14 protein-coding genes are annotated in these 13,344 nt (G+C 51.2%); 7 read left to right on the top strand and 7 right to left on the bottom strand.

Going from position 1 to position 13,344, the window contains the following annotated elements; translation table 11 throughout:
- The first annotated feature begins 47 nt into the window (after window positions 1-47).
- From pta to JXR92_RS02025, 3 genes are all read left to right on the top strand, one after another.
- Window positions 48-1,067 (top strand): phosphate acetyltransferase, encoded by a 1,020-nt coding sequence (gene pta, locus JXR92_RS02035; protein ID WP_117600262.1) that lies wholly within the window; start codon window positions 48-50, stop codon window positions 1,065-1,067.
- 21 nt (window positions 1,068-1,088) lie between these two features.
- Window positions 1,089-2,285, top strand: coding sequence for an acetate/propionate family kinase (locus JXR92_RS02030; RefSeq protein WP_117965588.1), 1,197 nt, complete (start codon window positions 1,089-1,091; stop codon window positions 2,283-2,285).
- Between the two features lie 180 nt (window positions 2,286-2,465).
- Window positions 2,466-3,866 (top strand): alkaline phosphatase, encoded by a 1,401-nt coding sequence (locus JXR92_RS02025; protein WP_117965585.1) that lies wholly within the window; start codon window positions 2,466-2,468, stop codon window positions 3,864-3,866.
- Between the two features lie 106 nt (window positions 3,867-3,972).
- On the opposite strand, the gene JXR92_RS02020 is transcribed toward JXR92_RS02025, so the two are convergent.
- From JXR92_RS02020 to efp, 7 genes are all read right to left on the bottom strand, one after another.
- Complete coding sequence (locus JXR92_RS02020) at window positions 3,973-4,185, bottom strand: hypothetical protein (protein WP_008662841.1); 213 nt, start codon at window positions 4,183-4,185, stop codon at window positions 3,973-3,975.
- Window positions 4,186-4,284: 99 nt separating this feature from the next.
- Entirely contained in the window at window positions 4,285-6,141 is a 1,857-nt protein-coding gene (locus tag JXR92_RS02015; RefSeq protein WP_138344624.1) for a ChbG/HpnK family deacetylase, read from the bottom strand.
- A 41-nt stretch (window positions 6,142-6,182) separates the two neighbouring features.
- On the bottom strand, window positions 6,183-6,947 hold the full coding sequence (locus JXR92_RS02010; protein WP_005824878.1) for a UDP-2,3-diacylglucosamine diphosphatase: 765 nt from the start codon (window positions 6,945-6,947) through the stop codon (window positions 6,183-6,185).
- A gap of 39 nt (window positions 6,948-6,986) precedes the next feature.
- On the bottom strand, window positions 6,987-7,298 hold the full coding sequence (locus JXR92_RS02005) for a metal-sulfur cluster assembly factor (RefSeq protein ID WP_117965579.1): 312 nt from the start codon (window positions 7,296-7,298) through the stop codon (window positions 6,987-6,989).
- Window positions 7,299-7,647: 349 nt separating this feature from the next.
- A complete protein-coding gene (gene radC / locus JXR92_RS02000; RefSeq protein ID WP_022401073.1) occupies window positions 7,648-8,334 on the bottom strand; it encodes a RadC family protein in 687 nt (228 codons plus the stop codon).
- Between the two features lie 31 nt (window positions 8,335-8,365).
- Window positions 8,366-9,355, bottom strand: coding sequence for a glycosyltransferase family 2 protein (locus tag JXR92_RS01995; protein WP_138344623.1), 990 nt, complete (start codon window positions 9,353-9,355; stop codon window positions 8,366-8,368).
- Between the two features lie 145 nt (window positions 9,356-9,500).
- The gene (gene efp / locus JXR92_RS01990) at window positions 9,501-10,067 is read right to left on the bottom strand and encodes an elongation factor P (protein WP_005825176.1); all 567 of its coding nucleotides are present in this window, start codon (window positions 10,065-10,067) and stop codon (window positions 9,501-9,503) included.
- 194 nt (window positions 10,068-10,261) lie between these two features.
- Between efp and rpmH the strand changes: the two genes are divergently transcribed.
- The 4 genes from rpmH to JXR92_RS01970 all read left to right on the top strand — a co-directional run bounded on the left by rpmH (window position 10,262) and on the right by JXR92_RS01970 (window position 13,341).
- Complete coding sequence (gene rpmH / locus JXR92_RS01985) at window positions 10,262-10,423, top strand: 50S ribosomal protein L34 (protein WP_004292199.1); 162 nt, start codon at window positions 10,262-10,264, stop codon at window positions 10,421-10,423.
- A gap of 169 nt (window positions 10,424-10,592) precedes the next feature.
- Window positions 10,593-11,240, top strand: a complete 648-nt coding sequence (locus tag JXR92_RS01980) for a PASTA domain-containing protein (protein ID WP_117600267.1) — start codon at window positions 10,593-10,595, stop codon at window positions 11,238-11,240.
- 53 nt (window positions 11,241-11,293) lie between these two features.
- Window positions 11,294-12,364 carry an RluA family pseudouridine synthase gene (locus JXR92_RS01975; RefSeq protein WP_005834741.1) on the top strand — a complete coding sequence of 357 codons (1,071 nt, stop codon included), beginning with the start codon at window positions 11,294-11,296 and terminating at the stop codon, window positions 12,362-12,364.
- Complete coding sequence (locus JXR92_RS01970) at window positions 12,361-13,341, top strand: D-alanine--D-alanine ligase (RefSeq protein WP_117965576.1); 981 nt, start codon at window positions 12,361-12,363, stop codon at window positions 13,339-13,341. Before JXR92_RS01975 ends, JXR92_RS01970 begins: the two co-directional genes overlap by 4 nt.
- Window positions 13,342-13,344: the final 3 nt, after the last annotated feature.

The following is a 13,344-nucleotide window of genomic DNA, read 5'->3' as shown; positions in this document are numbered from 1 at the left end:
GCGTGAATAACACATACTGCCGATTCTTAATAGACAATTAAAATATCATGCAAAGATTAATTAATGAAATTGTTGAGCGCGCCAAAGCAAACCGCCAACGAATTGTTCTTCCCGAGGGTACGGAAGAACGTACATTGAAAGCTGCCAATCAGATATTGACTGATGGGGTGGCCGACTTGATTATCCTTGGAAAACCTGCTGAGATAGAGGCTTGTGCCAAAGAGTGGGGATTGGGGAACATCAATAAGGCTACCATTATCGACCCGGAAGACCATCCTAAGAAAGAAGAATATGCCCAGTTGCTTTGCGAACTTCGTAAGAAGAAAGGCATGACCATCGAAGAGGCTCGCAAGCTGGTTGTCGACCCGCTTTATTTAGGCTGTCTGATTATAAAGAATGGAGATGCTGACGGCCAGTTGGCAGGTGCACGCAACACTACGGGCAATGTACTTCGTCCTGCTTTGCAGATTATCAAGACTGCTCCGGGCATCACTTGCGTTTCGGGTGCCATGCTGCTGCTGACGCATGCTCCTGAATATGGAAAGAACGGCATCCTGGTGATGGGTGACGTGGCTGTGACTCCGGTGCCCGATGCAGAACAATTGGCACAGATTGCCGTATGTACGGCACGTACAGCTCAGGCAGTTGCCGGTCTCGATCCGAAAGTTGCCATGCTGAGCTTCTCTACCAAGGGCTCTGCCAAGCACGAAGTGGTGGATAAAGTGGTTGAGGCATTGAAGATTGCCAAGGAAATGGCTCCCGACATTGCCATCGATGGTGAGTTGCAGGCCGATGCTGCTTTGGTGCCGGAAGTAGGTGCAAGCAAGGCTCCGGGTTCTTCCATTGCCGGACATGCCAATGTACTGGTTGTTCCCAGTCTTGAGGTGGGTAATATTTCCTATAAGCTGGTACAACGTCTGGGACATGCCGATGCTGTAGGTCCTATCCTGCAAGGTATTGCCCGTCCGGTGAACGACCTTTCACGCGGTTGCTCCATCGAGGACGTTTATCGCATGATTGCCATTACTGCAAATCAGGCTATTGCAGCCAAAAAGAACGCTGAATAACTTCTAAATCTGATATATAATATGAAAATCTTAGTATTGAACTGCGGTAGCTCGTCCATCAAGTACAAATTGTTTGATATGGACCGGAAGGAAGTTATCGCCCAGGGTGGTATTGAAAAAATTGGTTTGAAAGACTCTTTCCTGAAGTTCACCTTGCCCAGCGGTGAGAAGAAGATTCTTGAAAAGAATATTCCCGAACATACTGTAGGTGTGGAATTTATTCTGAACACCTTGACAAACCCTGAATATGGAGCCATCAAGTCTTTGGACGAAATCAATGCCGTAGGCCACCGTATGGTGCATGGAGGCGAAAAGTTCAGCGAGTCTGTACGACTGACGCCGGAAGTGCTTGCCGCCTTCACTGCCTGCAACGACCTGGCTCCGCTCCACAATCCTGCTAACCTGAAGGGTGTAAATGCAATATCTGCTATTCTGCCGGATGTTCCGCAGATTGGTGTATTTGATACGGCTTTCCACCAGACCATGCCGAAGCATGCCTATTTATATGCCGTGCCTTATGAGCTTTATGAAAAGTATGGTGTACGCCGTTACGGTTTCCACGGGACATCCCATCGTTATGTATCACAGCGCGTCTGCGAATTCCTGGGTGTAGAGCCGGCAGGAAAGAAGATTATCACTTGCCACATCGGTAACGGCGGTTCCATTACTGCCATTAAGGACGGCAAGTGCGTGGATACCAGCATGGGCCTGACTCCGCTTGAGGGGCTGATGATGGGTACCCGCAGCGGTGATATCGATGCCGGTGCTGTTTCCTTCATTATGGAAAAGGAAGGTCTGGATGTAAACGGTATATCCAACCTCCTGAACAAGAAGAGTGGTGTGCTGGGTATCTTCGGTGAATCCAGTGACATGCGCGACCTGGAAAATGCCGTAGCTGCCGGCAATCCGAAGGCTGTCCTGGCTGAAGAAATGTACTTCTACCGTATCAAGAAATATATCGGTGCCTATGCCGCTGCTTTGGGTGGTGTGGATATCGTAGTATTTACCGGTGGTGTCGGTGAGAATCAGGCAAGTGCCCGCTGGGGTGCATGCGAAGGCCTGGAATTCATGGGTATAAAGCTGGATGCTGAGAAGAACAAAGTACGTGGTGAAGAAATGGTTATTTCTACCGAAGATTCTCAGGTGAAGGTAGTGGTAATCCCCACTGACGAGGAGCTGATGATTGCTTCGGACACGATGGATATTCTGAAGAAGTAATATCGCTGTAATATCTCCCGGTTCCGGCTTCCCGGAGTCCGGATGTGGTTTCGCCCCTGCAAATATGTAATGTATTTGTAGGGGCGAAATGTTTTCCGAATCCTTTAAAATTGCTATCTTTGTTACTCGGTTAAAAACAATAAAGGCAATTTTCCGAATAACTTTAAATAAGAACTGCTTATGAAACGATTAATGTATGTGTTGTTCTTTGTACTGCTGACCAGCGGCATGGCCTATGCCCAGCAGGCGAAGTACGTGTTTTATTTCATCGGTGATGGAATGGGTGTGAACCAGGTGAACGGTACGGAGATGTATCTGGCCGAACAAGAAGGGCGCATCGGTGTAAAGCCTTTGCTGTTCACTTCTTTCCCGGTTGCCAGCATGGCGACTACCTTCTCTGCTACCAACTCTGTGACTGACTCTTCTGCTGCTGGAACAGCCTTGGCTACCGGTGTTAAGACTTACAACGGCGCTATCGGTATGGACGATAATAAGAGTGTGCTCCAGAGTGTGGCCGAGAGAGCTAAAAAGTCCGGTAAGAAAGTTGGGGTAACTACCAGCGTCAGCGTGGACCATGCTACTCCCGCCGCATTCTATGCCCATCAGCCGGACCGTGGCATGTATTACGAGATAGCCCTCGACCTGCCGAAAGCCGGTTTCGACTTCTATGCAGGCGGTGGTTTCTTGAAACCGACTACCACTGTCGACAAGAAAGAGGCTCCGAGCATCTTCCCTATCTTTGAAGAAGCCGGTTATACCGTTGCAAGAGGCCTTGACGAATATAAGTCGAAGTCTGTCCAGGCGGACAAGATGATTCTTATCCAGAAAGAAGGGGCAGAGCCTTCTTGCCTGCCCTATGCCATCGACCGCCAGGAAGGCGACCTGACACTGGCCGAAATTACCGAGAGTGCCATCTCTTTCCTGACCAAAGGCAGTAACAAGGGTTTCTTCCTGATGGTTGAAGGTGGAAAGATTGACTGGGCCTGCCACGGAAACGACCCCGCCACAGTCTTTGAGGAAGTGGTGGATATGGACAACGCCATCAAGGTGGCTTACGAGTTCTATAAGAAGCATCCCAAAGAAACGCTGATTGTGGTAACTGCCGACCATGAAACCGGCGGTCTGGGGCTGGGTACCGGTAAGTACGAGCTTCAACTGAAAGCCCTTGCCAAGCAGAAGCAGTCTCAGGATATCCTTTCACGTTCCATCACGGACTTACGCAAGATGCGCAAGGTTATCAACTGGCCGGAAATGAAGGAATTCCTGGCAGAAAAGATGGGTTTCTGGAAAGAACTGCCGGTAAGCTGGGAGCAGGAGAAGATGCTGCGTGATGCTTACGAAGAATCATTTGTGAACAAGCATGTAGTGTTTGAGGAAAGTCTTTATGCCAAGACTGAGCCCCTGGCCGTTGCCGCCAAGAAGGTGATGAGCCAGATTGCCATGGTAGGCTGGACCAGCGGTGGCCATACAGCCGGATATGTGCCGGTATTCGCAGTAGGTGCAGGTTCCAAGCTGTTCGTGGGTAAGATGGACAACACGGAAATCCCGAAACGCATAGCCAAGGCTGGCGGATACAAATAATAAAAGGTCACCACAGATTACACGGATTCTCACAGATTGGAAGCTCTGAAATCAAGTATAAGAGACTAATCTGTGAGAATCTGTGCTATCTGTGGTGGCTGTCAATTTATTCCTTAAGGTCCTTCTTTATAATTTCATCCATCTCCCGGATACGTTTCTCCCGTTCCTTGGCGGATTTTATTTTCTGGTCCTTGTATCCGGTATCTGTCCGTTCGGAGACCTCTTCGCTCCATTCCTCGAATTCATCCGTTGCCGGACGTCCGTGCGGGTCTATGTTCTCTTCGGCAATCGGGTCGTTTCTGTAAATCATATCATCCATGACGCTAATGTTTTTAATGTTATGATATTACTACAACCATGCCGGGAAAAAGTTCCGGTGACCTTCACTTTTTTGTAATCATTTATAAGAATAAACGTTTTATAGCGCGGGCAGCAGGTACTTCCATATTAGATTCAGCTCTGCCTGCATGTCGGGGATGTTGGCGGTGACGGCAATGACGGCATCCTTGTCCGGCAACACCAGTATGTATTGTCCGTTGGCACCATCGGCACGGTAGGCGTTGTGGCGGCAGCGCCACATCTGGTAGCCGTAGCCCTGCAGCCAGTCGCTTGTCTTGGCGCTCATCTTCGCTTTCTTCAGCATCTCCGGTTTCATGCCGGCGGGCAGTGAGGGCACTTGGCAGGCAGATGCCTCCTTTACCCATTTTTCGGGCAGAATCTGCTGTCCGTTCCAGTTTCCTTTCTGCAGGAACAGTTGTCCCATCTTGGCAAGGTCTTCCGTTTTGAGGTACAACCCCCAGCCTCCGGTATTGATGCCTTGCGGGCTTTCCTGCCACCGGGCGTTGACGATGCCAAGCGGGCGGAACAGACGGGGATAGAGATAATCCACCACTTTCTCGCCCGTCACTTTCTGTACGATGGCTGAGAGCATGTAGGTTCCCAGGCTGTTGTAGGTGTAGAAGGTACCGGGCTTGTGCTCCACGGGGAAGGCAAGGAACTCCTGCACCCAATCGGCGTCCGCCTTTTTGCGTACCGTTCCGGTGGGGTCGGTGTCGTGCCCGCAGTTCATGGTCAGCAGGTCGCGTACGGTCATGGCTGCCAGATTTTCGCTGACGGTTGCCGGAAGCTTGTCGGGGAAGAAGGAGATGACCTTGTCCGTCAGCTTCAGCCTGCCTTCGGAGGCGGCAAGTCCCACGGCGGTGGCGGTGAATGTCTTGCTGACGGAGTTCAGGATGTGAGGCTTATCCTCTTTCCCTTCGCCCATCCATTCTTCGGCAATGACATTGCCGTGTTGCACAATCATGATACTGTGCAGGTCTTGTCCGGCTTTCTTTACGGCATCCAGATATCTGTTCATGGCCTTGTCCAGCTCCGGAGTAGCGGCGGTGCGGGGCAGGCCCTTGGTCAGTTGGTTGATGGAAATCAGCTTTATGCCTTTGTCCTCAATGGCTTTCCGGACATGGGGGCTTGTCAGCAGGTCGGTCACTCCCTGGCGGTCCAGCGCCACGTCCTCATATCCGACGTGGAAGACGGTTTTCATTTCATCGTTGTCCAGTGCCGGGTGGTCTAAGAAAAGGTAGCGCTGGCCCGGCTGCAACTTCTCCAATGCTTTGATGAAGCTGGCCTCCTTTTCTTCGGCGGTTCTTTTGGGGCCGTCGTATCCGATGTAGGTAAACCGGTAGTCCTTGGAGGAGTCCATGCGGTCGATGGACGGCAGGTTGTATTCTTTGGCGAGCCGTTGCACCAGCTCGTTCACTTCTTTGCTGAAACCGGTGGAGAGCATGTGTCCGGACAGATGGCTGAGTTGCGGAATGCTTTTCAGCGTCGTCTCTATCTGCGCGCGGAACTCCTGCTCTATCTCCTTGATGTCCCATTTCTGCTCCATGATGGACTGTCCCGGATAGGCGGGGTTAGGGGACATCATCGGGTAGAAATAGCCGTTCTCGTCCGTCAGGCTGGGGCAGTGGGTCAGCGGACGCCACTTCACGTTCTCCCACTCGCTGGTGATGACGAGGTACAGGCCGACGTCCAGTCCCGGATTTTCTTTCAGCATCTTGATGGCTTCCGGATACCAGGCTGCTACGGGCATCACTTCCACGCTGCGGGCAATACCCGAGCGGTAGGTCTGGATGCAGGCTTCGTTGACGGAATGCAGGGCACCGAGATCGTCAATGCGGATGACAAGTGTCGGGGCGCCGGATTGTCCCCATACCGGCAATGCTCCTGCTGCGAGCAGGCATCCGGCAATCATGTTTTTCAGTCTTAAAGGTTTCATGGGTGGTAATGGTATGATGGTTAACAGTTTGGAAATGCGGGTTATAGCTTCGTCTCTCCCTCCACAAAATTCTCAAGGAAGAGGTTCTCGCCGTCAAAGACGGCGTACGAGAAGTAGTTTATCCAGTCGCCGAGGATGAGGATGCGGGCGGTACTGCTCAGCATTAGGTCCAGTTCGATGTGGCGGTGACCGTAGATGAAGTAGTTGATGTTGGGATGGCTTTTCAGGTATTCCTTGGTGTAGAGCACCAGGTATTCGTTGTTTTCTCCCATGTATGCGGGTTCTTTCCCGTCTATGCGTTTCAAGCGGCTGTGCTTGGCCCAGTTCAGTCCCAGCTCCATGCTCCAGCGGGGGTGCAGGGCAGAGAACAGCGTCTGTAGGGTACGGCTGCGGAACATGGCGCGCAGCATCTTGAACTTCTTGTCCGGGTCGCCCAGCCCGTCACCGTGGGCAAGGTAGAACTCTTTTCCGAAGATTTCGGTGGTCAGCGGTTCGCGGTGTATCATGACGCCGCACTCCTTGGTCAGATAGTCGCCGCACCAAAGGTCATGGTTTCCCGTGAAAAAGTGGACTTCCACTCCCAGGTCGGTCAGTTCGGACAGCTTGCCCAGAAAGCGGGTGTATCCTTTGGGCACTACGGTACGGAATTCGTACCAGAAGTCGAACATGTCTCCCAGCAGGTATACGGCCGATGCCTTGTGCTTGATGCTGTCCAAGAAGTTGACCAGCCTCCGTTCTTGGGTTCGTCCGTGTTCGATGGCTCGTGAGCCCAGGTGAGCATCCGAGAGGAAATATACATTCTTCATTTTCAACTTTCCATTTTCAACTTTGAACTTTCAACTGATTTAAAGGAATCCCAGTTCCAGTTTCGCTTCTTCGCTCATCATGTCCTTGTCCCACTCGGGTTCGAAGACGAGATTGATGGTGGCGGAGGTAACGTCGTCGATGGATTCCACCTTCTGGCGCACATCTTCCATGATGAAGTCGGCTGCCGGACAGTTGGGGGCAGTCAGCGTCATGTCGATGGAGGCTTCTCCCTGGTCGGAGACGTCTATTTTGTAAATCAGTCCCAGGTCGTATACATTTACCGGTATTTCCGGGTCGAATACGGTCTTGAGCATGGAGACTATTTTCTCTTCTATTTCAAATTTGGTCATATTCGTAGGGTTTTATATATAGGTTTTCAAAGAACAAAGCTATGGAATTTAATTGAAAATGCAAAGGAACGCCCTCCTTTTCATTACTTCAGAAAGGGTTTGACGGTGGGGAAACACGCTTCACCCGCTGGGGGAACTCCCTTTACCCCTGGGGAAACTCCTTTTACAATAGGCGGTAAAGGTCTTTACAATATGGGGTAAAGGGCGTTACAATATAGGGTAACGGCTTTTACATACCGCGGTAACGGCTTTTACATTGGCTGGTAAATAGCAGGTAAATACAATGTGCTGATAGTTAGTGTTATGACCGCTTTTGTCTTTCGTATAGTATGTCCGTAACTTGGATTATTTATAGCAATCCTTCGTCGTTGAAGCTGTAATGGCTTCCGTCCGTGACGATGACGTGGTCGGTCAGGTGTATGTTCATGGTTTGGGCGGCTTTCCTCACGAGTTCCGTCAGCTGCCGGTCGTCGTTGCTGGGGTGCGGGTTGCCGGAGGGATGGTTGTGGATAAGGGCTATCTGTGTGGCGCGTTGCAGCAGGGCTTCGCGCAGGATACTGCGCACGTCGGCGGTGGTCTGGTCGATACCGCCACGGCTGATGCGTACCTTGTCTATCACTTTGGCGGCGTGGTTCATAAGCAGTACCCAGAACTCTTCTGTGGCAAGGTCGCAGAGCAGGGGATGGAACAGCTCGTAGATGTCGGCGGAAGAGCGGATGGCAGTACGTCCGGAGCGTTCCTGCAGCTTGCGGCGTTTGCCTAGTTCCAGGGATGCCATGACGGTGATGCTTTTGGCGGGGCCCATGCCTTTGAATCGGGAGAAGTCCCGCACCTCCCATTTGCCCAGGCGGTTGAGGTCGTTGCCGCAGGCGGCGAGTATGCGCTGCATCAGTGTCACGGCGGTTTCTTCCGTATTGCCGGAGCCGATGAGGATGGCTAGCAGTTCGGCATCGCTCAAGGCTTCCGCCCCTTTCTGCATCATCTTTTCCCGCGGGCGGTCCTCTGCAGCCCACTGGTTGATATTCAGTTTCTCCATATCATCCCTAATCCTTAACCCCTAATCCTCCTTATTTGTAAAAGTTCTTTTTGAACGCCTCGAACTCGTCCTTGCCAAGTATGCAGCGGTTCCACCAGGCGCGCAGGAACCCCGTCCCGTATCCGATGAGCTGGATGAAGGAGGCGGCAACGGAGTAGAGCCCGATGCTGAGGCTACGGTTCCGGATAGTGGAATCGATGCATACCAGAAGCGCATAAAGAGCGATGGGCAGCAGGCTGTACGGGCAGAAGGGCGTTCCCAGCAGGAATATGGCCACTCCCAGGGTAAATGCGGCCGGCAGCAGGTGGACGAGCTTCAGTGATTCCGGATACTTCTTGTACAGATTGATGCGGGCAATCCCGGAATTGTGTACCTGCTTGAAGAACTTCCGGAAGTCTGTCCGGCGCTTATGGTATACCCAGGCACCGGGGAACAGCCGGCATGTATATCCTCCCTTGAAGATTCGGATGCTGAAGTCGATGTCCTCCCCGAAGCGCATCCGCGAGAATCCGCCCAGGGCTTGGTACACTTCCCGCCGCACACCCATGTTGAAGCTGCGCGGATAGAACTTGTCCATCTTCTTCTTCCCCCCACGGATACCGCCGGTGGTGAAGAAGGAGGTCATGGAGTAGTTGATGGCTTTCTGTATGTCTGTGAATGATTCGTGCGCGCGGTCGGGGCCTCCGAAGGCATCGGCGGCTTCGTGCTGCAGCTCTTCTTCCACAGCAAGGAAATAACCTTCGGGCAGGATGCAGTCCGAGTCCAGTATTATCAGGTATTCGCCCTTGCTTCGTTCCGCCCCGTAGTTACGGGTCTGCCCGGGGCCGGAGTTGGGCTTGTCATAGTAATGCACGTCCAATAGTTCCTGATACTTCTCTGTGACCGGCTTGCAGGGGATGGAGGAGCCGTCCTCCACCACAATCACTTCAAAATCCTTGAAACTTTGCTGCGTCAGGCTTTGCAGCAGTTCGTCTACCTCATCGGGGCGGTTGTATACGGGGATGATGACGGAGTATCTCATGGGTATGGCTCTATGTTTTGGTTATCTCCGCAAAGATATATCATTTAAGCTTTGCAGATGAATAAATGGAAAGAAAAATCCCCGGATGCCAAGTGGAGCACCGGGGATGATATGAAAAGGGCATTTGCCTGATTTCCAAAAGGGCTTATGCTTTTACGCGGCTTACGTAAGAACCGTCGCGCGTATCGATTTCGATAGTCTCGCCTTCGTTGATGAACAAGGGGACGCGGACTGTGGCGCCGGATTCTACTGTGGCGGGCTTCAGCGTGTTGGTGGCTGTGTCGCCTTTCAGTCCCGGTTCCGTATAGGTAATCTTCTGCTGAACCTTGATGGGCACGTCGGCATAGAGCACGGTTTCTGTGGAAGCGTCTGATACCACGTCTACTATCATTCCTTCGAGCAAGAAGTCAACACCGTTGATGAGGTCGTGGGCGATGGGAATTTGGTCAAAAGTCTCCTGGTTCATGAATTGGTAGTTGTCACCGTCATGATAGAGGTATTGGTGGGGACGACGTTCTACACGCACGTCTTCCAGTTTCTCACCGATGTTGAAACGACGTTCCAGAACGTAGCCGTTCACCACGTCTTTCAGCTTGGTACGCATGAAGGTATTACCTTTTCCCGGCTTTACATGCAGGAAGTCGATGCAGAAATACAGCTTGCCGTCCATGCGGATGCAAGTTCCGATTTTAATGTCTTGGGCATTAATCATACTTATAGTCTTTAATATTATTATATTGGTATTTACTTCTTTAGTGCTGGTTTGCGGGTGCAAAAGTAATGGAATTCGGTAAAAAACACAAAAACTTTTGAGAGAAAATGAGTTATCTCTTGGTTTATTTGAAAAAAGTACCTATTTTTGCAGCCCGAATTCGTGAGAATAATAACATAAAACAAGATACAGTAATGAAAAGAACATTTCAACCCTCGAACAGAAAGAGAAAGAACAAACACGGTTTCCGTGAGAGAATGGCTACAGCAAACGGCCGCAGAGTATTGGCAGCACGTCGTGCTAAAGGCAGAAAGAAACTGACTGTTTCTGACGAATACAACGGAGTAAAGGCATAATAGTCGTTCTCGTTCGTATTAAAGAAATAAGGGAGCTGCAAAAGACTGATTCTGGTCTTTTGCAGCTTTTCTTATGTATTGTGCCCGCTTCTCCGGAAAAAACTATTGCCAACTCCGTGTACTATGTGGTGAAAATTGTATCTTTGTCCCAAATAATGCATTATCGATTATGACAATAAAAGATTTTTTCTCTTTCCGGCAGAACCGGTTCTTCTGGGCGAACATCCTTGCGATGGCCGTTGTGGTAGTGGGATTGCTGTTCGGAGTGCTGAAAGGACTGGATATATATACCCGCCACGGCGAGGCTGTGATAGTGCCCGATGTGAAGGGCATGGGAGTGGAGGAAGCCGAGAAAATGTTCCGTAACCGCGGCTTGGTCTGCATCGTTTCGGATTCCAGTTATGTCAAGACTCTTCCTGCCGGCTGCATCCTCGAATATAATCCGGCAGCCGGACAAAAGGTAAAGGAAGGACGTACCATCTATCTTACGATCAATACGATTGAAGTCCCTCTGCACATAGTGCCCGATGTGGCGGACAACAGTTCGCTGCGGCAGGCGGAAGCGCGTATTCTGGCTTCGGGCTTCAAGCTGGCCGAGATACAGTATATTCCGGGTGAGAAGGACTGGGTGTATGGCGTGAAGTATAAGGGTCGTCAGCTTTCCATCGGCGAGAAAGTGCCCACCGGCGCAGTGCTGACGCTGATGGTGGGAGATGGAGGCGCCTTGAAGGCAGACTCCCTGGGAGTGGATTCCGTGGGAGGTACCGTTGAACCCGTGTTGTCCGAAGACTCTGCGGCAGATGAGTCCTGGTTCTGATAAACATCTGACTCCAATCGTAAATTGTAAATAGTCAAATTGTAAATGCCGTGATGATAGAAGAATTGCCGGATGATATAGATAATGATGAGCTGGACGACGTAGAGCCGGTGGGTGACGAGGCGCAACTCTATGAACACTTCCGTGTGGTGGTGGACAAGGGGCAGGAGATGATGCGGGTGGACAAGTATCTGTTCGACCGCTTGACGAACTCTTCGCGCAATCGCATCCAGAAGGCTGCCGATGCAGGCTTCGTGATGGCGAACGGCAAGGCTGTGAAAAGCAGCTATAAGGTGAAGCCGATGGATGTAATCACTGTGATGATGGACCGTCCACGCTATGAGAATGAAGTCATCCCCGAAGACATCCCCCTTGATATAGTATATGAGGACAAGTATCTGATGGTAGTGAACAAACCTGCCGGTCTGGTGGTGCACCCCGGTCATGGCAACTATCACGGTACGCTTGTCAACGCCATAGCCTGGCACATGAAGGATAATCCCGATTATGATGCCAATGACCCGCATGTGGGACTGGTGCACCGCATCGACAAGGACACCTCCGGCCTGCTGGTGATAGCCAAGACTCCGGATGCCAAGACGAATCTCGGCAACCAGTTCTTCAACAAGACGACAAAACGCCGTTACCGGGCGCTGGTCTGGGGAAATGTGGAACAGGATGAAGGGACCGTTGTCGGCAATATCGGCCGTAATCCCAGAGACCGCATGCAGATGACCGTCCTTCCCGACGACCAGGGAAAGCATGCCGTCACCCATTACCGGGTGCTTGAACGTTTGGGATACGTCACATTGGTGGAGTGTATCCTTGAAACGGGACGCACCCATCAAATCCGTGTGCACATGAAGCACATCGGACACATACTTTTCAACGACGAACGTTACGGCGGACACGAAATCCTGAAAGGAACCCATTTTGCCAAATACAAACAATTTGTAAACAACTGCTTCGACACTTGTCCGCGGCAGGCATTGCATGCCATGACGCTGGGGTTTGTGCATCCCGTCACCGGAGAAGAAATGTACTTCACTTCGGAATTGCCCGATGACATGACCCGGCTGATAGACAAATGGAGAGGCTATATCAGTAACAGAGAATTAGAATGAAACGCACGATTGCTATTGTAGCCGGAGGAGATACCTCCGAATTCCACGTCTCCCTGCGTAGTGCACAGGGGATTTACTCCTTCATCGACAAGGAGAAGTATACCTTATATATTGTAGAAATGCACGGACTGGACTGGCATGTACAGCTGCCCGACGGCGCCAAGGCTCCGGTAGACCGCAATGACTTCAGCTTCGTGCTGGGTGGCGAGAAAGTGACATTCGACTTTGCCTATATTACCATCCACGGAACTCCGGGTGAGGACGGCCGTCTGCAGGGCTATTTTGATATGCTCCATATCCCTTATTCGTGTTGCGGAGTACTGGCAGCGTCGCTCACGTACGATAAGTTTGCCTGCAACCAGTATCTGAAAGGTTTCGGTGTGCGCATTGCCGAATCGTTGTTGCTGCGCGGCGGACAGTCGGTGACGGATGAAGATGTGATGGAGAAAATCGGTCTGCCTTGCTTCATTAAGCCCAGCTTGGGAGGTTCCAGCTTCGGCGTGACCAAGGTGACGGCGAAAGAGCAGATACAACCTGCCATAGCCAAGGCATTTGCGGAAGCGCAGGAAGTACTGGTGGAGGCCTTTATGGACGGAACCGAGATTACCTGCGGCTGTTACAAAACAAAAGACAAGTCCGTAGTGTTCCCCATTACGGAGGTGGTGAGCTACAACGAGTACTTCGATTATGAAGCTAAGTATAATGGTGCGTCTGACGAGATTACTCCCGCCCGCATCTCGGACGATTTGACCCGCCGGGTGCAGACGCTGACTTCTGCCATTTATGATATACTCGGGGCCTACGGCATTATCCGTGTGGACTATATCATTACCGAAGGGGAAAAAATCAATCTGCTGGAGGTGAATACCACCCCCGGAATGACTGCCACCAGCTTTATTCCCCAGCAGGTTCGCGCTGCCGGAATGGAGATGAAGGATGTAATGACAGATATTATAGAAAACAAGTTTAAGGATTAATCA

This window comes from Bacteroides parvus (genome assembly GCF_017309675.2).
Taxonomy (GTDB): domain Bacteria; phylum Bacteroidota; class Bacteroidia; order Bacteroidales; family Bacteroidaceae; genus Bacteroides; species Bacteroides uniformis.
Note: the sequence above shows the minus strand (reverse complement) of the source record. Positions and strands in the feature narration are given on the sequence as shown.